The 23,079-nt window shown below is 42.1% G+C and carries 27 protein-coding genes; 12 read left to right on the top strand and 15 right to left on the bottom strand.

Going from position 1 to position 23,079, the window contains the following annotated elements; all coding sequences use genetic code 11:
- Window positions 1–162: 162 nt before the first annotated feature.
- Complete coding sequence (locus MOB01S_RS09790) at window positions 163–3,051, bottom strand: ATP-binding protein (RefSeq protein ID WP_245640030.1); 2,889 nt, start codon at window positions 3,049–3,051, stop codon at window positions 163–165.
- Window positions 3,052–3,210: 159 nt separating this feature from the next.
- Here MOB01S_RS09790 and ispH point away from each other — a divergent pair, with 159 nt between their 5' ends.
- The 4 genes from ispH to MOB01S_RS09770 are packed head-to-tail and all read left to right on the top strand — an operon-like array spanning window position 3,211 to window position 6,653.
- Window positions 3,211–4,167, top strand: a complete 957-nt coding sequence (gene ispH / locus MOB01S_RS09785) for a 4-hydroxy-3-methylbut-2-enyl diphosphate reductase (protein ID WP_066804631.1) — start codon at window positions 3,211–3,213, stop codon at window positions 4,165–4,167.
- Window positions 4,164–4,697 (top strand): DUF3465 domain-containing protein, encoded by a 534-nt coding sequence (locus MOB01S_RS09780; protein WP_066804628.1) that lies wholly within the window; start codon window positions 4,164–4,166, stop codon window positions 4,695–4,697. The genes ispH and MOB01S_RS09780 overlap by 4 nt, the downstream gene beginning before the upstream one ends.
- Before the next feature lie 15 nt (window positions 4,698–4,712).
- Window positions 4,713–5,960, top strand: coding sequence for a phospholipase A (locus MOB01S_RS09775; protein WP_084349702.1), 1,248 nt, complete (start codon window positions 4,713–4,715; stop codon window positions 5,958–5,960).
- Window positions 5,961–6,653, top strand: coding sequence for a ComF family protein (locus MOB01S_RS09770; protein ID WP_157073958.1), 693 nt, complete (start codon window positions 5,961–5,963; stop codon window positions 6,651–6,653).
- A 141-nt stretch (window positions 6,654–6,794) separates the two neighbouring features.
- Here the strand turns inward: MOB01S_RS09770 and thiS are convergent, their stop codons facing one another.
- Genes thiS through MOB01S_RS09735 form a run of 7 tightly spaced genes read right to left on the bottom strand, consistent with a single transcriptional unit; the run spans window position 6,795 to window position 10,471 of the window.
- Window positions 6,795–6,995 (bottom strand): sulfur carrier protein ThiS, encoded by a 201-nt coding sequence (thiS, locus tag MOB01S_RS09765; RefSeq protein WP_066804614.1) that lies wholly within the window; start codon window positions 6,993–6,995, stop codon window positions 6,795–6,797.
- Window positions 6,992–7,366, bottom strand: coding sequence for a DUF423 domain-containing protein (locus tag MOB01S_RS09760; RefSeq protein WP_066804612.1), 375 nt, complete (start codon window positions 7,364–7,366; stop codon window positions 6,992–6,994). Before MOB01S_RS09760 ends, thiS begins: the two co-directional genes overlap by 4 nt.
- A 2-nt stretch (window positions 7,367–7,368) precedes the next feature.
- Window positions 7,369–8,505 carry an RNA polymerase sigma factor RpoH gene (gene rpoH / locus MOB01S_RS09755; RefSeq protein ID WP_084349701.1) on the bottom strand — a complete coding sequence of 379 codons (1,137 nt, stop codon included), beginning with the start codon at window positions 8,503–8,505 and terminating at the stop codon, window positions 7,369–7,371.
- Between the two features lie 56 nt (window positions 8,506–8,561).
- Window positions 8,562–8,924 (bottom strand): sulfurtransferase TusA family protein, encoded by a 363-nt coding sequence (locus tag MOB01S_RS09750; RefSeq protein ID WP_066804609.1) that lies wholly within the window; start codon window positions 8,922–8,924, stop codon window positions 8,562–8,564.
- Entirely contained in the window at window positions 8,914–9,309 is a 396-nt protein-coding gene (locus MOB01S_RS09745; RefSeq protein WP_174521839.1) for a hypothetical protein, read from the bottom strand. The genes MOB01S_RS09750 and MOB01S_RS09745 overlap by 11 nt, the downstream gene beginning before the upstream one ends.
- A gap of 15 nt (window positions 9,310–9,324) precedes the next feature.
- Window positions 9,325–9,642, bottom strand: coding sequence for a BolA family protein (locus MOB01S_RS09740; protein WP_066804607.1), 318 nt, complete (start codon window positions 9,640–9,642; stop codon window positions 9,325–9,327).
- Between the two features lies 1 nt (window position 9,643).
- Window positions 9,644–10,471 (bottom strand): M48 family metallopeptidase, encoded by an 828-nt coding sequence (locus MOB01S_RS09735; protein WP_066804605.1) that lies wholly within the window; start codon window positions 10,469–10,471, stop codon window positions 9,644–9,646.
- Window positions 10,472–10,597: 126 nt separating this feature from the next.
- Here MOB01S_RS09735 and MOB01S_RS12180 point away from each other — a divergent pair, with 126 nt between their 5' ends.
- The 3 genes from MOB01S_RS12180 to MOB01S_RS09725 all read left to right on the top strand — a co-directional run bounded on the left by MOB01S_RS12180 (window position 10,598) and on the right by MOB01S_RS09725 (window position 12,219).
- Window positions 10,598–10,753 (top strand): oxidoreductase-like domain-containing protein, encoded by a 156-nt coding sequence (locus MOB01S_RS12180; protein WP_084349700.1) that lies wholly within the window; start codon window positions 10,598–10,600, stop codon window positions 10,751–10,753.
- A 145-nt stretch (window positions 10,754–10,898) separates the two neighbouring features.
- A complete protein-coding gene (locus MOB01S_RS09730) occupies window positions 10,899–11,369 on the top strand; it encodes an FAD synthase family protein (RefSeq protein WP_066804603.1) in 471 nt (156 codons plus the stop codon).
- 19 nt (window positions 11,370–11,388) lie between these two features.
- Window positions 11,389–12,219, top strand: a complete 831-nt coding sequence (locus MOB01S_RS09725) for a LicD family protein (protein WP_066804601.1) — start codon at window positions 11,389–11,391, stop codon at window positions 12,217–12,219.
- 204 nt (window positions 12,220–12,423) lie between these two features.
- Here the strand turns inward: MOB01S_RS09725 and MOB01S_RS09720 are convergent, their stop codons facing one another.
- Window positions 12,424–13,302: an exodeoxyribonuclease III gene (locus tag MOB01S_RS09720; protein WP_157073957.1), complete on the bottom strand. Its 879-nt coding sequence runs from the start codon at window positions 13,300–13,302 to the stop codon at window positions 12,424–12,426.
- 156 nt (window positions 13,303–13,458) lie between these two features.
- On the opposite strand from MOB01S_RS09720, the gene gmk reads away from it, so the two are divergent.
- The 3 genes from gmk to MOB01S_RS09700 all read left to right on the top strand — a co-directional run bounded on the left by gmk (window position 13,459) and on the right by MOB01S_RS09700 (window position 16,812).
- On the top strand, window positions 13,459–14,082 hold the full coding sequence (gene gmk, locus MOB01S_RS09715; RefSeq protein ID WP_066804598.1) for a guanylate kinase: 624 nt from the start codon (window positions 13,459–13,461) through the stop codon (window positions 14,080–14,082).
- 64 nt (window positions 14,083–14,146) lie between these two features.
- A complete protein-coding gene (gene rpoZ / locus MOB01S_RS09710; RefSeq protein WP_066804595.1) occupies window positions 14,147–14,413 on the top strand; it encodes a DNA-directed RNA polymerase subunit omega in 267 nt (88 codons plus the stop codon).
- A gap of 209 nt (window positions 14,414–14,622) precedes the next feature.
- Complete coding sequence (locus tag MOB01S_RS09700; protein WP_066804589.1) at window positions 14,623–16,812, top strand: RelA/SpoT family protein; 2,190 nt, start codon at window positions 14,623–14,625, stop codon at window positions 16,810–16,812.
- Between the two features lie 36 nt (window positions 16,813–16,848).
- Here MOB01S_RS09700 and MOB01S_RS09695 read toward each other — a convergent pair whose 3' ends face one another.
- From MOB01S_RS09695 to argH, 5 genes are all read right to left on the bottom strand, one after another.
- Window positions 16,849–17,142, bottom strand: coding sequence for an oxidative damage protection protein (locus MOB01S_RS09695; protein ID WP_066804585.1), 294 nt, complete (start codon window positions 17,140–17,142; stop codon window positions 16,849–16,851).
- A gap of 12 nt (window positions 17,143–17,154) precedes the next feature.
- Entirely contained in the window at window positions 17,155–17,556 is a 402-nt protein-coding gene (locus MOB01S_RS09690; protein ID WP_066804582.1) for a type II toxin-antitoxin system VapC family toxin, read from the bottom strand.
- Entirely contained in the window at window positions 17,553–17,774 is a 222-nt protein-coding gene (locus tag MOB01S_RS09685) for a hypothetical protein (RefSeq protein WP_066804580.1), read from the bottom strand. The genes MOB01S_RS09690 and MOB01S_RS09685 overlap by 4 nt, the downstream gene beginning before the upstream one ends.
- A gap of 74 nt (window positions 17,775–17,848) precedes the next feature.
- Window positions 17,849–18,403, bottom strand: a complete 555-nt coding sequence (locus MOB01S_RS09680) for an RNA ligase 1 family protein (RefSeq protein WP_066804577.1) — start codon at window positions 18,401–18,403, stop codon at window positions 17,849–17,851.
- A 221-nt stretch (window positions 18,404–18,624) separates the two neighbouring features.
- Window positions 18,625–20,010, bottom strand: a complete 1,386-nt coding sequence (gene argH, locus MOB01S_RS09675; RefSeq protein WP_066804574.1) for an argininosuccinate lyase — start codon at window positions 20,008–20,010, stop codon at window positions 18,625–18,627.
- Between the two features lie 306 nt (window positions 20,011–20,316).
- Between argH and MOB01S_RS09670 the strand changes: the two genes are divergently transcribed.
- Window positions 20,317–21,051: a LytR/AlgR family response regulator transcription factor gene (locus MOB01S_RS09670; RefSeq protein ID WP_066804571.1), complete on the top strand. Its 735-nt coding sequence runs from the start codon at window positions 20,317–20,319 to the stop codon at window positions 21,049–21,051.
- Window positions 21,052–21,102: 51 nt separating this feature from the next.
- Here the strand turns inward: MOB01S_RS09670 and MOB01S_RS09665 are convergent, their stop codons facing one another.
- Window positions 21,103–22,044 carry a D-2-hydroxyacid dehydrogenase gene (locus MOB01S_RS09665; protein WP_066804568.1) on the bottom strand — a complete coding sequence of 314 codons (942 nt, stop codon included), beginning with the start codon at window positions 22,042–22,044 and terminating at the stop codon, window positions 21,103–21,105.
- Between the two features lie 226 nt (window positions 22,045–22,270).
- Here MOB01S_RS09665 and MOB01S_RS09660 point away from each other — a divergent pair, with 226 nt between their 5' ends.
- Window positions 22,271–23,020 (top strand): hypothetical protein, encoded by a 750-nt coding sequence (locus MOB01S_RS09660; protein WP_066804565.1) that lies wholly within the window; start codon window positions 22,271–22,273, stop codon window positions 23,018–23,020.
- Window positions 23,021–23,079 lie beyond the last annotated feature (59 nt).

Here is a 23,079-nt window from a genome sequence, read left to right as displayed (position 1 = left end):
GAACCGCCACTGTTTTCCTAGACTTCGACAAGCTCAGTCCGAACGAAAAACCTTAAAATCTATCTTTATTTAACAATACCATTTTCTCATGTGATATGTTTGGTGAATTATTTTAGCAACAACTCACCCCAAACGCCAACTTGTGCGTTATTTTTGGCATGGTCATTGGGCATTATCATCAAGCCATGCTTCTAGGTTAATATTTTCCAAACTGTCTAGTGCATCAATCAGCGTACGATAACTTGGACGCATACCAATGAATTGCCCTGCTGACGTGTCTGATAGGTTGGTGCGACATTTTTGTTCAAACGTTTCAGAAGCGGTGCGAAGTTTTGGTACTCCTGTATAACGAGACGCTCCCACAATACGATGAGCAATGTCCGCCAAAGATGTACGATCTCTGTCCGCCCATGCCCTCTCCAATGCCAATTTTTCGCTTTCACTGCTGTCTATCATCATACTAAGGAGTGTTTTTGCCAAATCAGGCTTGTTTGCTGACCGCTCCAAAGCGTCCGCCCAATCAATATCTGCCAGCACATCATCGGTTTTGGCATAAGATTTGGTTTTATCATCTATTTTGGGAACTTGAATGACAACTTCGGTCATTTTGGATTCGTTAGACTCACCAAACCATTTTTGGAGCGTGTGAGCAAGCTGATTTAGCCCAATGGGTTTACTGACATAATCACTCATACCAGATGCCACCAAACGGTCTTTTTCATCAGACAGACCATGAGCAGTCAAAGCAATAATCGGCACACCACTTGCTTTGTGAGCTTGCTCAATTTTGCGGATTTCAAGCGATGCTTCAAGCCCCGACATACGAGGCATTTGAATGTCCATAAAAATCAAATCCACCGCCACACCCACTCCTGTGATTGCTTTACTCATGATGTCAATGGCATCAAAGCCACTATTTGCCGTCAAAACTTCCACACCAAACTCACCAAGCAATGCTTTTAATACCAACAGGTTAGGAAAATGGTCATCAACCGCCAAGACAGTTTTGCCCGTAAATTGTACTTGGTTGTCATTGATGGGTATGTGCTGATTGGTGAGCATGGCGTACAATTGGCGTTTGTCCATAGGTTCATATAAAGGGTGTGTTTTATACTGGGCAAGCAGAGCATTATCCATGCCCACCTGATAGCCATAAGCAGATAGTTGACCCTGATAGCGGGTGCGGATTTGACGTAAAATCGCCCCCACATCATCAAGTGAAGCGTCCTGCCCAAAATAATCCACAATCACCCAATCAAAACCATGATTGGGTTTATCAAGCTGTTCTAACAAATCAGCAAAACCTATCGCAAAATAAATCTCTATCTTTGTTTGGGCAAGGCTTGCTTGTAGCACCTGCCTTGTTGAATTATGATTTATCCATACTAAAATTTTTACTGGGGCAAGTGGCTGTTCAAACGTTGTGATGGGTGCATTAAGCTCTGGCAAATGAATGGGTATGTCAAACCAAAAAGTCGCCCCTGATTTGGCGATGTTGCTACTGACGTTGTCAAAAAACCCAATCTGTCCACCCATAAGCCGAACAAGCTGTTTGCTAATCACAAGCCCAAGTCCCGTCCCCCCATAACGGCGAGTTACCGACAAATCACCTTGCCCAAAACTCTTAAAGAGTTGTGCTTTATCTGATTCGCTCACGCCCTTGCCCGTATCCTCAACACTGATGTGCAAAAAGTTATCTTTATCATCAGACAACATGACTTTGACCACCACACTGCCTGTATCAGTAAATTTGATGGCATTGCCCACAAGGTTGGTCAAAATCTGTTTGATACGCAAACTGTCACCCACCACATGAGTTGGTACGTCATTATAAAAAAGCACACAAAGCCGTAAATGTTTTTCTAGGGCAGAGGGCGAAAGCATATCCACCACATCATAAATCACAGCATACAAATCAAATTCGTGCGTATCTAGCACCAATTTGCCAGCCTCCATTTTTGAAAAATCAAGCACATCATTGACCAAAGCAAGCAGATGAGCAGAAGATTTTTTAATGGTTTGGACGTACAGATTTTGTTCAGGGGTCAAATCCTCATGGCGAGCAAGCAAACCGATAAAGCCATCAATACTGTTTAGGGGCGTACGCAATTCATGGCTGATGTTTGCCAAAAAAGCAGTTTTGGCTTGACTGGCACTAATGGCATCATCACGAGTCTTGCGAATGGAGATATTTTGCATTTCAAGTTCGTCAAAAGCCTGTTGCAAATCCGCTTCGGTTTCTTGGGCATGAGTTTGTAACTCAATAAAACTGTCATTAAGTCGCCCCAATGCTTCAGCAAAATCTCTACGAAGTAATGCAAACTCTCCTTCATCTTTGATGGTTAAAGGGTGGGTGAGTGTGTTTGTGCTTAGTTTTTGCAAATGCAATCGCATTTCGTAAATGGGAGCAATCCAGCGTTTAGAATAAATATTTAAAATCAACAGAAGTAAAAGCATGGTAATTAGCCCTGTTACCATTAATGCCAACAACACACGATAATAAGTGATGACAAGAGGTTGATTGTCCATGTCTACAAACAACCAAAACTGCTCACCCCCTGTCATAATGGGCATACCATAGGCAGTGCCGTTTTTTGTGTTTAGGCGTGTCAAGGTGGTGGCATTGACATCAAACTCATGCCAACCCACATCAAGCCCTGTATTGATGAGTATTTTGCCTTGTTTGTCTGTTACAACCACTCTTTTTAGCCATTCTTTGTGAGATTGTCGTTTAAACCCCAAAATACTCATCAATAAGCCTTCATGGGTTTTGACATTATCAAGCCATTTGACAGGCTCGCTGGCAAGTTGGCTTGCGATGTATTGATTGCTGTATCGCCCCATTTGTATGTCATGAAGCAACGGACGCACCATCGGCTCATAACGCATCAAAGAGGCTACTGCAATCGTCTCTTGCTCGGATAAAACTGACTGACGCACCTCCGAAAACACCGAGTACGCCCCCATGAGTGCCATAGACATGATGGGTAAAAATACAATCAATACAAGCTGACCATAAGCACTGCGTAAATCAAAAAACGTACTTTTCATCATGTCATCAAATCAATACTCACAAAAGAATCTAGTGTATCATGTTTTTACCACCAAATTAAGCCACTTACGCCATCTTGTTAAAATAATTTTACTTAAAAATCGTGGTTATTTTGGGTATTTTTGGGTAAAATTAGCAAATTTATTTTGAGAAAATCCATGCAAATTTTACTTGCCAACCCTCGTGGTTTTTGTGCTGGGGTGGATAGAGCCATCGCCATCGTCAATGAAGCCTTACACCGTTTTAATCCACCCATTTATGTGCGTCATGAAGTGGTGCATAACAAATTTGTGGTTGAGGATTTGGCATCTCGTGGGGCGATTTTTGTTGAAGAGTTGGACGAAGTGCCAGATGGGGCGATTGTGATTTTTTCGGCTCATGGCGTCAGCAAAGCAGTTGAAGACGAAGCCACTCGCCGTGATTTGACGGTGTTTGATGCAACCTGCCCATTGGTTACCAAAGTACATATTGAGGTGGGTCGTTTTGCCAAAGAGGGCAAAGATGCCATTCTCATCGGACACGCAGGACACCCTGAAGTAGAAGGGACAATGGGGCGTTTTGACACAAGTTTTGGCGGTCGCATTCATTTGGTTGAGGATGTGGGCGATGTGGCAAAACTTGATTTTGAAGCAGATAAAGAGCTTGCTTTTGTTACCCAAACCACACTATCTATGGACGATACCGCCCAAGTGATTGACGCTCTAAAAGACAAATTCCCCAAAATCAACGCCCCAAGAAAAGATGACATTTGCTATGCCACCCAAAACCGCCAAGATGCTGTCAAATCGCTTGCCAAAGAATGTGAAATCGTCCTAGTGGTGGGTAGCCCCAACTCATCAAACTCCAACCGCTTGCGTGAACTTGCAGAGCGTCTAGGAGCAAAAGCGTTTTTGATAGATAATGCCTCCCAAATGGACAAAACATGGTTTGATGGCGTCTCCAAAGTAGGCGTAACCGCAGGAGCGTCCGCACCAGAGATACTCATCACCGAAGTGCTAGACACTTTACAAGCATGGGGCGGAGATAAGCCTCTAGAATTATCAGGCATAGAAGAAAACATCACATTTAGCCTACCCAAAGCCCTACGCCAAAGTGAAAACAAGGAACAATCATGAAAAAATTATTATTGGCGATTGGGGTGATTGCCTTGTTTGGCTGTGGCGAACAAGGCGGACAAACTCCAAATCCCCAAAACACCACCCAAACCAAGCAAGACCAACAACCCCAAAACACTCAAAATAAACCAAAAGCAAGCAACGAGCAAGCTGGCGACAAAGACAAGGCAACCCAACAAGCCAACGTCAGTTGCCATAATGAACTGATTATCCAAAGTTTTAAAAATCAGCAATCAAACATACAAGTGGGTGGTTGTGGCACGGTTGTTGCAACCTTAGCAGATGACAACGAAGGTTCACGCCATCAAAAATTCATCGTGCGATTAGACGGCTACTCTGACACCGTACTCATCGCCCACAACATAGACCTAGCCCCTTATGTCAAAGGGCTTAAAAAAGGCGACAATCTCTCTTTTTATGGTGAATACGAATACACTGACAAAGGCGGTGTGGTACATTGGACGCATCATGACCCCGCAGGTCGCCATCAGGGTGGTTGGATTTTATTTAACGGTCAAAAATATGAATAAATAATGAGTCATACCATGAAAAAAACTTTACTTTCTCCTACTTTCTTAACCATCTCACTACTTGCCATGAGCAATCATGTATGGGCAAATAACGAAGTAACTCACCGCATTATTTCACATGCCACCGATTTTGCTTCACCAAATCTAGATACCACCAACCAACAGACGCAACCAGAACATCTTCACATAAACTCAAAAGAAGAAGGTGAAGAGCTGTTTTATCAATGTGCCTCTATCATTAATGACGGAGCAAGATTGGCTTGCTTTGACAGTTTGGCACAAGGTGAAGTCCCAAGCACTTTAAGTGAAAAAAGACCTCTACACCTTTCAAAGACAGTCGTTAGCACCTTTAAGGGCGATCCTCAAATCGTCCTTGCTGACCAAGAAATTAACACCCAAAACAAACAAACAGCAGACATTAATAGCACGCCAGAGCAGTATACACCACTTAGTTTGGCTTACGATTTGGACAAAAATAGCGATGCTGGACTGTGGCGTGCCAGACCACACAATCCCATGTACATTTTGCCAGTATTTGTCAATGCCAAACCAAACCATAGCCCAAGTACACCCAATCAGCCAGCACATCACTATACTGGCGATGATATGCGAAATACTGAACTTAAATTCCAAGCCTCCTTTAAATCCAAAGTCGCCCAAGATGTTTTTGGGACGAATGCAGATTTGTGGCTAGGTTATACCCAGCAGTCGCATTGGCAAGTCTATAATGAAAACCACTCTCGCCCATTTAGGGCTCATGATTATCAACCAGAGATGTTTTTGACACAACCTGTGAAAGGCGATTTGCCGTTTGGAGGCAAATTACGCATGATTGGGGCAGGTGCAGTACATCATTCCAATGGTGAAGATGACCCATTATCACGTTCATGGAACAGAATTTATGCAATGGCGGGCATGGAATGGGGCAACCTTACTGTCATGCCACGAGTGTGGACACGATTTGCCAAAGCCAGCGACACCAGCAAGCCAGATGACAACCCAGACATCATGGATTACTATGGCTATGGCGATGTCAAATTTTTATATCAACTCCAACAAGGCAAAAACATCTCTGGCACGGTCCGCTACAACCCAAAAACCCAAAAAGGTGCATTGCAACTTGACTACGTTCACCCCATTGGTAGAGGTGTGAGTGGCTATGTTCAGCTTTTTCAAGGCTATGGGCAGTCCATTGTGGATTATAACCACGAATCCACCACCATCGGTGTCGGGATTATGTTAAATGATTGGATGGGCTTATAATTGATACCTCGCCTACCCCCACATTTTTTGGCAACCGTCATGACTGGTGTGCATGGCGGTTGTCATCTGTGTGGAGCGATGGTGTTTTGCAATCACAAACGGCTGATTTGTCATGATTGCCAAACGCTCATCACACCCCTACCCACTTTTGTCATCAATGCCAACAAACCATTGCCACTCATGGTATGTGGGCATTATGATACACCTTTTGACCATGTCATGAGTGCCTACAAAGACCACGAAAATCTATCTGCACTCATGGTGCTATACCATCTCATTCGCCAACTGCCCCAACCCAACAACTTATCCTATGACAACGCTGTCATCATACCCACTCCCACCACCAAAAACAGACTCATCAAACGAGGCTTCAACCCTGCCTTGACACTTGCCAAATACCTATCCCATCATTGGCAAATTCCCATTTTTGACATCATCAAACGCACCGAAAATACCGTCCACCAACGTGGATTGGATAGAGATGAACGACTACAAAACGTCAAAAATGATTTTTATATCACCGACTACCCCACCACTCGCTATGTGATTTTGTTTGATGATGTTGTTACAACAGGGGCAACTTTGACCACCATCGCCAACCTTTTGACCGATAAAAACCCCAAACAACAATTATTTGCTGTTGGGGTACTACATGGCAAAGCTGGGTTGCATTTGCCGATTTATCAAAGGTGAACATGTAACAACCTTAAAAATATTATAGAATCCACATTAAACATCAAATATACACAACACGCCATTTTAGATTCTATCTATTAAATGGTGTATTTATATACACCCGACCGATTTGTGGTCATTTTGTAAGTTATGGTTACATCACCCTCCACCTACGGCTTGTACCACTTCTATTTTCATGCCATCTGTGATAACCACATCATCAAGGCGTGATTTTGGCACAAGCACACCATCAATCTCCACCGCAAAACGACCTTCGGTGAGTTTTAGTTCATCAAGCAATGCTTTAACATCAGTCTTGTCGGTGGTGTATGGCATGCCATTAACACTCACTTGTTTCATGATTTTTCCTTTTTTAATGGTAAAAAGACCAGCAAAAGCCACCCTACAATCATAAGCGTGCCACCCATAGGCGTAATCGCCCCAAGCCATCTAGGAAAACCTAGTGCCATAAGATACAATGTACCACTAAATATCATGATACCAATTTGTAAAGTAAGGGCGATTTTGCCAATGCGATAACCCAATGTTTGTAACACACCAAGCACCAACAGCCCTAGACCATGCACAAATAGATATAATGTGGCAGTTTGCCAAATTTCAAGTTCATAGGGACTTGCGATTTTCTTGAGTCCGTGAGCCCCAAACGCACCCAGACCCACCGCTAACGCCATGTCAAAAGCTGAAACTTTTAGCCATTTTATCGCAATCATTTTTAATCGTCCAATAGCACATTATCCAAGGTCATTGCCTCACGGATTTTATCCATGGCATTTTTTTCAATTTGGCGAACTCGTTCAGCTGAGATGTTATATTGATTGGCAAGTTCGTGCAGGGTAGATTTTTGGTCAGCAAGCCAACGCTGAGTAATGATGTCTCGTGAACGATCGTCCAGTCCTTGCATGGCGATTTGTAGGGCGTTGTTGGTGTTGCCTTCCCAATCTGCGTCCTCAACCACTTGGGCAGGGTCAATGGCATCTTCTAAAAAAAGTTGGGGAGCATAACGCCCATCATCTTCGTCAGAATCTTGCATTTCAAAAGAAGCGTCATAGCTAGTTAGTCTACTCTCCATCTCCAAGACTTGTTTTACCGTAACATTTAAATCTTTGGCAATGGCTTCTGCTTCTTCTAGGGTAAGCTGATTACTGGATTTTTTAAGACTGCGTAAATTAAAAAATAACTTACGATGAGCTTTGGTGGTGGCAACTTTCACAATCCGCCAATTTTTGATGACAAATTCGTGAATCTCTGCCTTAATCCAATGCACCGCAAAACTCACCAATCGCACACCTTTGGTAGGGTCAAAACGCTTGACCGCCTTCATCAATCCCAAATTACCTTCTTGGATAAGGTCAGCCTGCGACAACCCATAGCCTGAATAACTACGAGCAATGTGTATCACAAAACGCAAATGACTCATGACCAAAAGCCGTGCTGCCTCTACATCACCATCGTGGTAGTAGCGTTCGGCAAGTTGCTTTTCTTCTTCGGGAGTAAGTATGGGGATTTGGTGAACAGTATTAATATACGCCCCCAAATTAACCCCCGGTGCAGTCAGATGTGTGGGCATGGCAGGGACAAGCTCACGAGTAGGCACGTCATAATGAGTGGGGGTTTGTTTGTGATGAATAAGAGATGATGTTTTGTCATCAAAATCATCATCTATATCCACCTCATCAACATCATCAAAATCCCCCTCAAACCCATCTAACTTTCCTAGCTCATCATCAAAATCATAGCCCAATTCATCATCTTTGTCTAATTTACCAAAACGCTCAAACCTTGTATCATAACTGATACCGTCATAATCATCATCGGCAAAACCGTCATAATCATCGTATTTTTTTGGCATTTTACACTTCTTTTAAAAATTTTCCCTATTGTAAAACCTAACCGCCCCAAAAGCTACTACTTTTCATCATTTATTTTCATGTTATTGATGATAATAAAATGAAAAACATCACCCTCACCATCATGTGTCTGCCATGTGATGACATGGTGGTGGTTTTTTTGGCAAAAGGCTTTTAAATCAGTCTGAGAATTTCTATCACTCGCCAGCAAATACAGGGCTTGGTGATTTTTAAGACCACGCAAGGCAACTTTGGCTTTTAGTAGTGGCATGGGGCACGCCAAATTTCGCACATCAAGCATGGCACTCACCTGCCCATCGCACAGTCCTTTATCCAAAAGCTCCTGCCGACAAATCCCAATCAATCTCTCATCAAGCGATGAGACAAGCTCATCGCTAAGCATTGCCACATCATTCGCCATAGATTTTTATGCCTTTGGCAAAAGCACAGCCCTTTTGACGAGCGGTGATAATCATGGCATCGTGTTCGCCATAGAGTTTGGCAAGTTTGTTGGTTTTGGCTTGGCGTTGCCCACTGCCAGTCCCCATACCAAAACTGATAGAGGGATAAATACCGCCACGCCCGCCCACGATGCCCACACCAATGCCAGAGGCCGACAGACCAATGTTTTGATTTTCGGTTGCTTTGGCAAGGTCGCTAATACGAGCTACTTCGCTTTGTAGAGCTTGGCAATCATGATGTTGATAATTGGTGGGGCTGACATATTGGGGGGCAATGTTGCCTGTGGTGGCACAGCCTGTTAAGACTGTCGCCAAAAGTGTGGTTATCATAAATAATTTTTTCATAATAATTCCAAAAGGTTAGTGATTTTGCCCAGCACAGTTTGGACTGTCTGGGGCAACTTTTTGCTTCGCCCACTCATCAGGGGTATAAGCATGAATGGCTAAGGCATGAAGCGTGCCACCATTGGCAATCAACAATTCATCAACAAGTGCATACACCATGCGATGACGAGCCACAAGCATTTTACCCATAAAATCATCGCTGACAATGGTGAGTTTAAAATGACTCTCCTTACCCTCAAAATGATGTGCATGATGATGGCTTTCGTTTTGCAAATCCACATAAGTTGGATTTAAGGCAGACACCAATGATAGGATTGTTTGTGACACACTCATGTTAGCCTCGCTTGGGTGATGCTTGGTATAAAGGCAAAACTGTCGGCATCAAATCCTGCATTGCTTTGATACGACTGGCTGAACTTGGGTGCGTGCTTAGAAACTGGGGCGAGCCACCGCCTGATTGGGCTTGCATTTTTTGCCACAAGGTAACGGCAGCATTTGGGTTGTAGCCTGCTCTTGCCATCAGCTCCAAGCCAATCTTATCCGCCTCAGCTTCTTGGGTGCGAGAATGTGGCAAAGATAAACCTACCTCGCCTGCCAAGCTGGCAAGCTGTGCTTGACCTGATGACAAACCCAATGCACTAGATGCTATCCCAATGACACTACTGGTCGCCACTTGACGACTAATCTGCTCACGACTATGCTCACGCAAGGCGTGTGCCATCTCATGTCCCATGATGGCAGCAATTTCGGCATCAGTAAGATTTAGCTTTTCAATGATACCACTATAAAAAACAATCTTGCCCCCCGGCATGACATAAGCATTGACACTGTCAGACTGTATGGCATGCACCTGCCATTGCCACGTCCCTGCATCTGCACGGTAGACACCTGTATGCGGAATAAGGTTGTTGGCGATACGTTTAAGGCGAGTTACTTGGCTTGCATTTACGTCCAATTTACCTGCCCTACGAGCCTCACTGATGGTTTGTTGATAAGTTTGATTAGCAAGGTTTAGCACTTCTTCGCTAGACACCAAAAGTAGCTGTTTGCGGTCAGCCCCTACCACCCCAGAGTTTGTTGTACTAGAACAACCCATCATTGGCACAACCAAACTGGTACTTAGTATGCTGACTAGGAGTGTTTTTTTTAACATCATTGACATTCCAAAAAATCTACATTTGTAAATTATAACCCAACCACCGCCAATATCAAGCCAACTTACAAAAAAGCACAAAAATGTTTGCGTGGGGGCAAACTTTGTGCTAGATTATGATTTTTGGAAAAAATCATGACCGAACAAATCCCACCGCCACCAGAACCACCCGAAGACATTGAATGCTGTAACAACGGCTGTGAGGAGCTTTGTGTGTTTGAAATTTATAAAATACAAAAGGCGGATTGGGAAAGAAAGTACGCTCATTTGGTAGAGATGACCAAAGAATAGTCGTTGTTTAAATATTGAGATATTTTCAAAGTAGGAAAAAGTTTTATGCAAGTCTATCTCCCCCCCCCCCCTCATTTAATCCACACCAATTCACTTCTTTATAACACCGCAATAAATAAAGTCCTCTTTACATAGGTTACTTCACATGACAACAGTATTAACCTATGGGACTTTTGATTTATTTCATGTAGGTCATGTAAGACTCCTTAAACGCCTACGTGCTTTGGGAGACCGTCTAATTGTGGGTGTTTCTAGCGATGAATTTAATGCTCTTAAAGGCAAAAAATCATTTTTTTCATACGAAGAACGCTTAGAGATTGTTGCAAGTTCACAATATGTTGATTTTGCATTTCCAGAAAATCACTGGCAACAAAAACGTGATGATATCATCAAATACCAAGTAGATATTTTTGGTATGGGTCATGACTGGCAAGGAAAATTTGACGACTTATCCAACATTTGCCAAGTGATTTATCTAGAACGCACAGAAAATGTTTCCACCACAGAAATCAAACAAGCGTTATCATTGGTTAATGTAGAAAAAATTAGAGAGCTTGAAAAAAGTTTTTCTACAACACTGGATATTTTACAAAGCATCACGTCAGCATACACCTAATAAAATGGCAAGATTATTTATGAAAAAAATTGATTTAGACGAATTGAGACAGCTTCAAATTCAGATATTGGACGAAGTTAGCTCTTTTTGTGAAAGCAACAACATTAAATATTTTTTAATGGCAGGTACTTTAATAGGGGCTGTAAGACATCAAGGTTACATTCCTTGGGATGATGATATTGATATTGGTATGTTAAGAGAAGACTATGATAAATTTATTAAATTATACAGCAGTCAAAAAAATACTCAATACTACCTTCATGGTTACGAAATTGATAAAAAATCATCTTTTCCTTTCATTAAATGTTGTTTGAAAAATACTTTGGTAACAGAAAAAGGTTTGATCGATAAAGAAATTTTTGGCGTTAATATTGACATATTTCCCATTGATACTGTATTATCGTCAGATATTCAGTATGTGATAAAAACCATCGATAGGGTAAAATTAAAACGCCATTGGAAAGTTATTGATGAAGAATACTTACAACAATTATCACCATATAAAGGATTTAGGTATTTTAGAAAATACTTATTACTAAAATACCTAAAAATAATTCCCATGTCTTTTATTTTTGAAAAAATTTATTCAGTTATAGAAAATCAAAAATTCTTAGACAGTTCAAATATTAAAAAAGGAAATATAGTATGGGGATATGGCGAATGTGAGCTAGTAAATCCTGAAATTTTTGAAAACACAATTACGATACTATTTGAAGGAAAGATGTATCGTGTACCTGAAAAATATGATGAATGGCTTACCTCGGTTTATGGGGATTATATGCAGTTGCCACCTATAGAAAAAAGGGTGAGTCATCATCATTTTAATGCTTTTTACACCAATCATGAATAACGCAAACACCCCAATCTCAATAATAGGCTTCCTGAAAAACTAGGTTTTCCGTTCGCCCCGAGCTATGCCTTCGGGTGGCGGAAAACAGTGGCGGTTTTAGCTCACCACGAACGGTTTTCCTTGTTTTTGGGTTTTACAGAAAGTCTAATGCAAAAACATAATAAAAAAAACGTGGCATTAACCACGTTTTTTATTTATCCAAACTCACCCAAGCACATAATCAATCACTACAGGGGCGTGGTCGCTAAACCACTCATCACGATAGACCCACGCTCCTACCGTGCGAGTTTTCCAGTCGGGCGAACAGGCGTGATAATCAATTCGCCAACCGACATTTTTGGTACGAGCTTGTCCACGGTTTGACCACCACGAATAAATATCGCTATCAAAGCGTACCACTCTAAAGGTATCCACATAGCCAAGTTCATTATAAATATGGTCAAGCCACGCCCGTTCGTGCGGCAAGCAACCAGAAGCCTTTTGATTGCCCGACCAGTTTTTAATATCTTGTTTTTTGTGGACGATATTATAATCACCGCAGACGATGACCGATTTGTTGTTGTCTCGCCATTGCTTTAAAATGGCTTTATATTCATTTAAAAACAAATCCTTACGAGCTTGAGCCTCATCGCCTGATGAGCCAGAAGGTAGATATAATGATGAAATAAAGGCAGGTTCATCAAGACCAAACTGGCTTAAATCAAATTCGGCAGTAATAAACCGCCCTTGGCTATCGGCAAGTTCAAAGCCTAAGCCTGTTGTGATGTTTTTAATCGGCAATCGGCTATAAATGGCGGTGCCTGCATAGCCTGCTTTTTGGGCGGGAAATAGATGGGCGTGCCAGCTGTGGGGCTTAAATTTATCGTCCCATTGCTCGTGTGTTAGCCGTGTTTCTTGCATACAGACGACATCGGCATCGGATTTGTCAAGCCAAGCAAATAGCCCCTTCTTTTCGGCGGCTCGCAGTCCATTGACATTGATGGATACAACACGCAAGATAAATTTGTCGCCATATTTTTGGGCGTGGGTGGATTTTGGGGGAATAATATCGTTGGGTTTTGGGTTTAGGGTAGTATTTGTCATGATTGAATTGATGATTTAAAAAAATCATTGTAACATAAATTTCATCTTTCTATCCCCACGATGATTAAAAAATCACGAAAGTCGCCATTCATCAAATCTATCATAAAGTCGCACAACTATGATAAAATAACATCATCACTACTTTTGGAGTTTATCATGGCAATCAGCACAGGCACACTTTTTATCATCACCGCCGCCTCTGGTACAGGCAAAACTTCCCTTGTCAAGGAGTTGCTAGCAAACACCAAAGACATCGTGGTGAGCATCTCACACACCACACGTCAGCCCAGACGTGGCGAGGTAAATGGCGAGCATTATTATTTTACCAATCAGGAGGAATTTATCCGTCTGGTGGGCGAATCTGAATTTTTAGAACACGCCGAAGTTTTTGGCAACTATTATGGCACAAGTAAAACTGCTGTCAATGATTTGTTGAATGCTGGCATGGACGTGATTTTGGAGATTGATTGGCAAGGGGCATTACAGGTCAAAAAACTCATGCCCCAAGCGGTGATGATTTTTATCCTACCACCAAGCCGTGAGGCGTTGCGTAGCCGTCTCATCGGACGAGACCAAGACAGTCTTCAAGTCATCGAGAAACGTCTGGCAGGTTCGGTGCGTGAAATGCAAGAATTTGTCAATTTTGATTACGTGGTCATCAACGATGATTTTAATACCGCCCTAAGCGAATTACAAGCAATTGTTACCACCTATCGGCTTGCCATTACCAAACAAACTGCTCGCCACGAACAACTCATCAGTGCATTGCTTGCAAATTGATTGGTATTTTGGCAAAAATAAGCTATAATAACCGATTATCCTTGTATCATTTAAAGAGAGCGATATGGCACGAGTTACTATTGAAGATTGTTTGGCAAATGTGGACAACCGTTTTGAGTTGATTTTGGTGGCATCAAGACGAGCTCGTCAGCTTGCACTTGGTCGTGTAGAACCAACTGTTACTCCCGAAAACGACAAACCTACCGTCCTTGCTTTGCGTGAGATTGCTCACGGCAGTGTAACTCGTGATATTTTAGATGAACCAGATGAGCATTTTATCAAAGAAACGCCCAGTTTTGATTTGCCATTATCCAACCATAGCGGATTTTAAATCCAAAAGCCATGTTTTTAGCATGGCTTTTTTAATGCAAAATAAACCCAAAAGTCCTTGACTTTTATCATAAAAACTGCTTATTATAATAACCAAACGCCACATCAAATAACCACGCTGATAAAACCATAAATCAGTGGTGGTTTTTTTGCCCCTATATTTTAAACACAACAAAGCCAAAATAAACTCGACCAACCTAAGGAGTTTTTATGTTAGCCAATTATTATCCCAATGACATTCCCAAATACCTAAGCCACCCTTTGGTTGACGAAGCCAAAAATTCACTCATGCACGCCATTGGTTATCTATCCACTCATGAGCGTGCAGATGTGCTTAGAGCATGTCATTTTGGTGACATCGCCCACATCAAAGACAAACGCAAATCAGGCGAACCTTACATCACTCACCCCATTGCGGTGGCGGAGATTATTGCAGGCTTTAAACTAGATAGAGACACGCTCATTTCCGCCATTTTACATGACACCGTAGAGGATACCGAAGTAACTCATGATATGTTGGTGGCAGAATTTGGCGAGACGGTTGCCAAACTGGTGGACGGCGTTACCAAACTCAAATCATCAAGCATGAGCAAACAGCACAGCCAAGCAGCGACATTCCACAAAATTTTGGTAGCAACCCTAACCGACCCTCGTGTACTCATCATCAAACTGTCTGACCGCCTACACAACATGAGTACATTAGATGCAGTGCGTGAAGAAAAACAAAAATCCACCGCTCGTGAGACACTTGATTTTTATATCCCTTTTGCTCGTATCATGGGTCTAAATGACATCGCTGATTATATTGAATTGCTGTGTTATCGCAATCTTAATCCTGCCATGTACACCAAATTTAGCGACAAACTTCTCCAACATGGACTGGGACGGCAATTCCAAAAGATAGAAAGTAGCACTTATTTACAAGATTTACTTGTCAATCTAAGCCTAAATGGTCATGTACAAGTGCTTGACAATCGCACCTCCATGTATCGCCAGTTTTTTAAAAATCGTGGTGAAATCAACCGATTGATTCGCCAGTATGATTTTGAGGTGGTGTTGGACGACATTGCCTCTTGTGATAAATTGGCATATTATTTGATTCAAAAATATGAAATTGCCGACCGCAATATCCAAGACAACATTCGTAAACCATTGGCAGGTGGCAACCAATCATTGACATTAATTTATGAAAAAGACCACAACTACATCAAAGTTACCCTACTTACCAAACGCATGAAGGAAGCGTCAAGACTTGGAGTGATTGGACGTGATAAAGGCGACATCAGCCATTCGGTCATACAGGCAAGTCTTAGAAATATGCAAGACCTCGTCAATCAAGATGTAGATAGTGATAACGCCGAAAGTGCCATCGCTGTCATCAACAACCTAATGAGCTACCTACACGAACGCAAAATCGTCTGTTATAGCCCACAAGGGCGTGCCTATGAGTTGCCTCGTGGGGCGACCGCTCTTGATTTTGCTTATGCTGTAGGACCCGCCATTGGCAACATCGCCACAGGTGCTGACATCAACGGCGAACATGGCAAACTGGGCTTGGTGTTGGCTGATGGTGATACCGTCAGCATTGATACTGACAAAAATGCCACGCCCAAAGCCGACTGGCTAGGGTTTGTTGCAACCACCAAAGCGCGCCATGAGATTTTAAAATTTTTAAAACACCTAGACGACCCCCAAAAACAAGAAGCTGGCAAGGAGGCTCTGGCTCGTGCCTTAAAAGCTTATGACAAAACCCTATCGGATTTAAGCGATGAGGATTGGGGAGACATTTTGGCATGGCGTGGCGTACAGAGCCAAACAGACATCTTTATGCAGATTGCCACAGGCACGCTGTTGCCCCAACTGGTCATTTCACGTCTATTTAGTGAAGAGGTGGATATTGCTGACGGTCAAGAAATCACCCAATCCAAACACCTGATAGCAGGAGTAAAAGGCGTAGAATTAAGCTTTGGTAAATGCTGTAATCCCATCTATGGTGATAATATTGTCGGTCATTTGTCATCGCGTCAAGGCTTGACCATACACCGCCACAAATGTTATAGCCTACAAGCCATCAGAGCTGAAAGTCCCTACCAAATCATTCAGCTTGGTTGGAAAAATGACGTCAATATTGACCATCATGCTCATCAACTGCATTTTTCAGCCAACCTACAAATTCACGCCACACTCAACGAAGAGCAAATTAGCCAAGCCATTTATGAGCTACGTGCCATTAATGTCGGTGTGGAAAATACCACCAAATCAGAGGACAAGCATGACAAGGGTAAAGCCAGTACAACCAAATTAAAAGTAGTCGTACGTTCACGCCAACACCTAGAAGAAGCCATTGAAAAACTTCGTCAAGTTCTAGGTTATCCCAATATTTTACGCCTATACCAATAAACAAAATCGGACATTACGTCCGATTTTTTTTCACATTTATTGGCTTTTTGGTTTAAACCCTGCTGGGCGTTCGTAGTCGCCATTGTCTAGGAATAACTCTCTTTGCTCGGCGATGAATTTTTTGGCGTCTTTATCCACCATACTCAAATGCTTTTCGTTGATGAGCATGGTTTGTAGCTCAATCCACTCGTCCCATGCTTTTTTTGAGACGGTATTAAAAATCTCCTCGCCTTTGGCATTGGGAAATGGTGGAGCAGGCAATTTTGGCAAATTTTCTTGGTATTTGCGACAAAATACTAGGTTGGCTTTGGGGTTAAAAATTTCGGTCATTTGGGTTGCCTTTTAGTTAATAAGTTTGTTACTTAATTCTTGATACAAAGGGAATTTGGTATCTACACTTGCCAAATAACAATCGTGAATTAAGGCGGTGGCGATGATAAGTCTGTCCCAAGGGTCTTTGTGGTGTTCGGGCAATTCAACCGACAAACTGGCAATTTCTGGTGTGATGTTTAAAAATTCAATGTCAGTTAATTGCTGAATGTGTGTTATCCAAGTCGTGTAATCAAGACCATTTGGCAAAATAATTCTATTGTGGTGAACAAGCCAATTAATCTCAAAACACGAAATTGCCGAAACATAGACATTATCATAAGTATCAATGGCTTGTTTGATTTTATCAGAAAGCAAATCAGACTCATTGACATACCACAATAAAATATGCGTATCCAATAAGAGTGATTTCATTTAAAATGCTCCCACTCTTGATAACTTTCTGACATATCAAAAATATCGCCTACAATTTTTAGTTGTCCTTGTAATTCTTTGGGGGGTTGGCGTTTAGGTTTGGGGGCTTCTTGTTTTTGTTTTGGCAAAATCAGCACTTCCACATCAGACACATCAGGCGGTGTGTCTATCCAATGGATTTGATTGCCATTGATTTTGGCTTGGTATGCAACGAGCATAATTTTAACCTTGTAAACTGACAGTACCCCATCAGTTTACAAAAATTAGCTCTATCTTGCAAGCACAATCCGCCCTATTTTCCCCATTGCAAGCCAAAATCACGGCGTTTGATTTTGACCATATCGCCATTGTCTCTGTGCCACACAATACCTTCCACCACATTGGCTTCAAACCATTGTTTTAAGCCGTCAAAATCTCGGGGCGGTTCGCTCTCAAACCGCCAAGCCCCGTGTTTGACAAGTTGGTGCATGGCGACTTTGTGCGGATTGCCTTGCACCTTTGGACCAATCAGCTCATAAGTATCATCATCACCCACAAAATCGGCAAAGGCTTCATTGTGCCAACGGTCGGCAGGGTTATCAGCTTCCACCGCCACCCAGCCCGGCCAATGCCCTGTAACAGGGTCTGGCTCTTGGGCGGGGATAAACCCTATGGGCGGTTGTTTGCCCTTTTTGGCGTCATAGCGTTTGTAGAGTTTGCCGTCTTGGACGAGCGTGGAAGTGCCGTCAATCTTGACCGTTGCTACGCCTTCGCCTGCCACAACCCACTCCGCCCCTGCCACGATTTCATCATAGACTTGGCGAGTACCTTCATAATCTCTTTTGAATAAAGAAATGACTTTTTTCATAAAAAACTCCAAAAATTAAAATAAAAAAACCACCCAAAAATTTGAGTGGTTTACCATTGCAAAAAAATTTATGCACGACTAAGCTTACCACTCCTAAAATTAGGGTAGCAAATACAAATCATTGAATGAGATTGTTTTAAAATAATTGCATTCATAATCATACACAAAAGATAAATAGCTTAATAATGATAGCCTAAAAAGCCAAAACCGTCAAGGCACAATTAAGCAATTCTTTTTCTGCCATTTTCAATCGCCTGTTTAACCGCCATTGGAGCTGTTCCACCAATATGATTACGGGCGTTTAGCGAGCCTTCAAGGGTCAAACATTCAAAGACATCTTGTCCGATTAACTCACTAAATTGTCGCAGTTCATCCAATGACAATTCTGCCAAATCCATGCCTTTTGCCACACCAAGAGATACCGCCTTGCCCACCACTTCGTGAGCGTCCCGAAACGGCAAGCCCTTTTTGACCAGATAATCTGCCAAATCGGTGGCAGTGGCATAGCCCTTTAAGGTGGCTTGTCGCATATTATCCACATTGGGTACAAGGTTTGGGAGCATATCAGCAAATGCCAAAAGCGAGCCATTTAGCGTATCCACAATATCAAAAAGCGGTTCTTTGTCTTCTTGATTGTCTTTATTGTACGCCAACGGCTGATTTTTCATCAATGTCAAAAGCGTGGTCAAATCGCCAAACACCCGTGAAGTCTTGCCACGCACAAGCTCTGGCACATCAGGGTTTTTCTTTTGGGGCATAATAGATGAGCCTGTACAAAAGCGGTCAGGCACCTGCACAAAACCAAACTGTGCCGACATCCACAAAATAATCTCTTCGCTCATTCTAGACAAATGCATCATCAAAATGCTGGCAGCACTGGCAAATTCAATAGCAAAATCACGGTCAGAAACTGCATCCAGCGAGTTTTGGCAAATGCCCTCAAAGCCCAAAAGATGAGCGGTCATCGTGCGGTCAATCGGGTAAGTCGTGCCAGCAAGGGCGGCACTGCCTAGTGGCATTTGGTTAATTCTTTTACGAGTGTCCGCCAATCTTTGGCTATCACGAATGAGCATTTCAAACCACGCCATCAAATGATGGGCAAAACTAATCGGCTGGGCAGTCTGTAAATGGGTAAAGCCTGGCATTATCGTTTCGGTGTGCTGTTCGGCAAGGTCAAGCAGTCCGCTTTGCAGGCGTTTGAGTAGTGCCAAAATGTTGTCGGTCTCATCTCGTAGCCACAGGCGAATGTCGGTCGCCACTTGGTCGTTGCGACTTCTGCCTGTGTGCAGTTTTTTGCCGACATCGCCAACAATGGCGGTCAGACGGCTTTCAATGTTCATATGCACATCTTCAAGCTCCACACGCCAAACAAAGTCGCCTTGTTCAATCTCGGCTTTGACTTGATTAAGTCCGTCCACGATTTGACGGCTTTCGTCCTTTGTGATAATCCCACACTCGCCAAGCATTGTGGCGTGGGCGATGGAACCTTGTATGTCGTGAGCGTACAGGCGTTTATCAAAATTGATTGAAGCGGTAAACTCAGCCACAAATTTATCGGTGGCTTCACTAAATCGTCCGCCCCACATGGAGGAAGTTTGGGTTGTCATGAAAAATCTCCAAAATAAATAAGGTCATTTTACATCAAATTTTGTGGTTGGCAAATCATTTTAAAAACAACCGTCCATATTATTTTTTTATTTAAAAAAACCTATTTTTTAATTGATTTTTTAAATAACAAACCCTTTTTTCATGCAAACAAAAAAAACGATTATAAAAACTAAAATATTTATGTTATTATGTACATATGTTGTTAAATGTGTTAGTTTTTTTGTATAAATTTTATACATTTGGGTTTGGTATTACATTCATTGATTAAACCTCAATAAAACATAAAAGATATTTAGGAGTCAGCCGTGCAAATCATCATCGGTGATACAGAGCCAGCCGTACGCAGATATCTGTCGGATATGGTCAAAAATCTAGGACATGAAATTGTCTTAGAAACAGAAAGCTTAGAGGCGATTATCACCGCCATCAAAATGCACCACACAGATGTCATTTTACTCAATGCTCATAGCTATGACATTACTCATTTTTATCAAACACTCAAACAACAATTTGAGTATCCGCCTGCCTTGATTTTTTCAGGACTGGACGATGCTCATGCGATTTTGACAGCACTTAGAGCAGGTGCGGTGGATTACTTGCCCATTCCTGTCAATGAACAGGATTTGGACACCGCCTTACAAAAATCGTGCTGTTTGAATTTTGCCCAATACAATCAAATCACCAAACAACAAGGCAAAAAAACTTGCCCCCGCCAATACATCACTGCCCGCACTCATCGTGGGCTAGAACTTATCGCTTTGGCAGATGTGTATTATTTTACTGCCGACCAAAAGTACATCAAAGTTCGCCACAAAAACGGTCTTGTACTCATTGATGAGACACTCAAAGATTTGGAACAAGAATTTGACGGCATCATGTTTCGCATTCACCGCAATGCACTCATCAATTTGGAGTACCTAGAACTGCTTGAAACGGTGGATAATGGTCAATACCAAGTGCGTTTTCGGGGCATGAGTGAAAAATTATCCGTTTCACGCCGTCATTTACCTGCATTAAGAGAAAAAATTCAACACATCTAAACATTATCACTCAGCCAGCACTGAGTTGCGGATAATGACAAATACCAAAAACTATTGTGATTGGATAAACTTTTCAACCTGCCGACACAAAATACCCCAAAGTCGTGTCTGGGCTTGATGACTACCCCAAGCATTATGTGGGGTAAAAAAAGTGCGTGGATGATTTTTAATTTGAATTAACAACTCATCATCTGCAAATGGCTCTTTTTCAAAAACATCGGTTGCATAACCCAAAATCTGCCCACCATCTAGCCCACGCACCACCGCGCCACTATCCACAATGCCGCCCCGAGCGACATTGACAATGAGAGGTTTTTTTGCCATCTTGGCGATATTTTCATCATTGATGAGATGGTGTGTTTGAGGTGTCAATGGGCAATGTAAACTTAGTATGTCTGAGCGTGCCAATACCTCATCAAAGGCGGTATAACTCTCATCTCTTGGAAATTGTCCTGCCCGCTCAGCATACAATACCGTCATGCCAAAGGCTTGGGCGATTTGTCCAACCTTTTGCCCAATCACACCCCTACCAACAACACCGAGCGTTCGCCCTGCCAAATCCAAAATCGGCACATCTAAAAGACAAAATTTACCATCTTTTTGCCAATTGCCATTAGTGGCTTGGGCGTGATAATAAATCCCCGCTCGCATGGCAGTCAACATCATCATAAAAGTATGCTCAGGCACACTATCCACCGAATAACCCTCAACATTAAACAATACCACACCATGTTTGGCACACGCCATTTCATCAACGTTGTTTTTGCCAGTGGCGGTGAGCTGAATGAGTTTTAACTTGGGTAATGATTTGATTACTTTGGCATCCAAAATCACTTTATTGGTGATAATAATATCTGCTTCTTTGGCACGCTCAATAATAATGGCAGGGTCATTGGGCGTACTATCATACACCACATAATCACTCACTCCATGCGGTGCATACAAATCTACTTTGGCAGAAAATGTGCCTTTGTCTAAAAATACTGCTTTCATGATTTATCTCTTTGCATTATTTTTCAATCTATTATCTTAAAAAAAATAATAAATATCAATATCATTTTACATCTACTCACAAAAACAACATTGATGATTTTAGTTTCGCTATTAAAAAATGTCATTTTTGCTTAATTATCTTGATTTTAACAAAAAATAACATTAGAATATTAAGCATAATTCAATCATGATTGAATTATCCATTCAATTAGGCTAGGAGGAAATAATGAAAGCCATTAAATTACTTGCTGTCGCTGTCGCCCTATCTTCTGGTGTTGCTATGGCAAACAACGCTGTTACCAATGCTGGCAAAACTTTATTTAATACTGCCAAAAACCCTGCTGCCGTCAGTTTGGAAGTTGGTACACTAGGCTATGGTGCGAACGTTGCATGGTCTGCCAACGAAACTGCCGAAGTGGTTGTTGGTTGGGCAGGTGGCAAAACCAGCACAGATATTGATTTGAACGACAATGATTCTATCATCAACTGGAACAAAGTCTTGGGTGATGAGTATGAAGATTTTGTTGGTAATGTTGCCCTAAATACTGACTTCAACAACCCTTATGTTGGTGTAAAAGTACGCCCATTTGCCAACCGTTTTACCGTAGGTACTGGGGTCATCTTCCAACGTAACGATATTGATGCCAAACTGACCGCAAAAGAAAGTTCTGACATCACCATCAATGGCACACGACACACCGTACCAACCTCAGGTGAGGTCAATATCCACGCCGAATCAGGTCGTAGCCTTGCTCCTTATTTGACCGTTGGTTTTAAACCAAACAGCGACAAGCGTTTTGGTATGTTTGGTGAAATTGGTGCAGTCTATACTGGCGACTGGAAAACTCGTGTTGAGGTCTCTGAAAGTGTCCAAAATTCCGCACCAAACCTACAATCAGAACTTGAAAAGAAAATCAAAGACGACAACCTATCATGGTATCCTATCGTGAAGTTGGGTGCAACTGTCCGTTTCTAACATAACGATAAAAAAACAGTCCAACTTTGGGCTGTTTTTTTATGTCTTGATTCAAACAT

The sequence above is a fragment of the Moraxella oblonga NBRC 102422 genome (genome assembly GCF_001598275.1).
GTDB classification, from domain to species: domain Bacteria; phylum Pseudomonadota; class Gammaproteobacteria; order Pseudomonadales; family Moraxellaceae; genus Moraxella; species Moraxella oblonga.
This window is presented reverse-complemented; position numbering and strand designations above follow the sequence as displayed.

Coding starts and splice junctions, on each gene's coding strand:
- MOB01S_RS09790 (WP_245640030.1), bottom strand. CDS start 3,051: ATGAAAAGTACGTTTTTTGATTTACGCAGTGCTTATGGTCAGCTTGTA.
- ispH (WP_066804631.1), top strand. CDS start 3,211: ATGCAAATTTTACTTGCCAACCCTCGTGGTTTTTGTGCTGGGGTGGAT.
- MOB01S_RS09780 (WP_066804628.1), top strand. CDS start 4,164: ATGAAAAAATTATTATTGGCGATTGGGGTGATTGCCTTGTTTGGCTGT.
- MOB01S_RS09775 (WP_084349702.1), top strand. CDS start 4,713: ATGAAAAAAACTTTACTTTCTCCTACTTTCTTAACCATCTCACTACTT.
- thiS (WP_066804614.1), bottom strand. CDS start 6,995: ATGAAACAAGTGAGTGTTAATGGCATGCCATACACCACCGACAAGACT.
- MOB01S_RS09760 (WP_066804612.1), bottom strand. CDS start 7,366: ATGATTGCGATAAAATGGCTAAAAGTTTCAGCTTTTGACATGGCGTTA.
- rpoH (WP_084349701.1), bottom strand. CDS start 8,505: ATGCCAAAAAAATACGATGATTATGACGGTTTTGCCGATGATGATTAT.
- MOB01S_RS09750 (WP_066804609.1), bottom strand. CDS start 8,924: ATGGCGAATGATGTGGCAATGCTTAGCGATGAGCTTGTCTCATCGCTT.
- MOB01S_RS09745 (WP_174521839.1), bottom strand. CDS start 9,309: ATGAAAAAATTATTTATGATAACCACACTTTTGGCGACAGTCTTAACA.
- MOB01S_RS09740 (WP_066804607.1), bottom strand. CDS start 9,642: ATGAGTGTGTCACAAACAATCCTATCATTGGTGTCTGCCTTAAATCCA.
- MOB01S_RS09735 (WP_066804605.1), bottom strand. CDS start 10,471: ATGTCAATGATGTTAAAAAAAACACTCCTAGTCAGCATACTAAGTACC.
- MOB01S_RS12180 (WP_084349700.1), top strand. CDS start 10,598: ATGACCGAACAAATCCCACCGCCACCAGAACCACCCGAAGACATTGAA.
- MOB01S_RS09730 (WP_066804603.1), top strand. CDS start 10,899: ATGACAACAGTATTAACCTATGGGACTTTTGATTTATTTCATGTAGGT.
- MOB01S_RS09725 (WP_066804601.1), top strand. CDS start 11,389: ATGAAAAAAATTGATTTAGACGAATTGAGACAGCTTCAAATTCAGATA.
- MOB01S_RS09720 (WP_157073957.1), bottom strand. CDS start 13,302: ATGACAAATACTACCCTAAACCCAAAACCCAACGATATTATTCCCCCA.
- gmk (WP_066804598.1), top strand. CDS start 13,459: ATGGCAATCAGCACAGGCACACTTTTTATCATCACCGCCGCCTCTGGT.
- rpoZ (WP_066804595.1), top strand. CDS start 14,147: ATGGCACGAGTTACTATTGAAGATTGTTTGGCAAATGTGGACAACCGT.
- MOB01S_RS09700 (WP_066804589.1), top strand. CDS start 14,623: ATGTTAGCCAATTATTATCCCAATGACATTCCCAAATACCTAAGCCAC.
- MOB01S_RS09695 (WP_066804585.1), bottom strand. CDS start 17,142: ATGACCGAAATTTTTAACCCCAAAGCCAACCTAGTATTTTGTCGCAAA.
- MOB01S_RS09690 (WP_066804582.1), bottom strand. CDS start 17,556: ATGAAATCACTCTTATTGGATACGCATATTTTATTGTGGTATGTCAAT.
- MOB01S_RS09685 (WP_066804580.1), bottom strand. CDS start 17,774: ATGCTCGTTGCATACCAAGCCAAAATCAATGGCAATCAAATCCATTGG.
- MOB01S_RS09680 (WP_066804577.1), bottom strand. CDS start 18,403: ATGAAAAAAGTCATTTCTTTATTCAAAAGAGATTATGAAGGTACTCGC.
- argH (WP_066804574.1), bottom strand. CDS start 20,010: ATGACAACCCAAACTTCCTCCATGTGGGGCGGACGATTTAGTGAAGCC.
- MOB01S_RS09665 (WP_066804568.1), bottom strand. CDS start 22,044: ATGAAAGCAGTATTTTTAGACAAAGGCACATTTTCTGCCAAAGTAGAT.
- MOB01S_RS09660 (WP_066804565.1), top strand. CDS start 22,271: ATGAAAGCCATTAAATTACTTGCTGTCGCTGTCGCCCTATCTTCTGGT.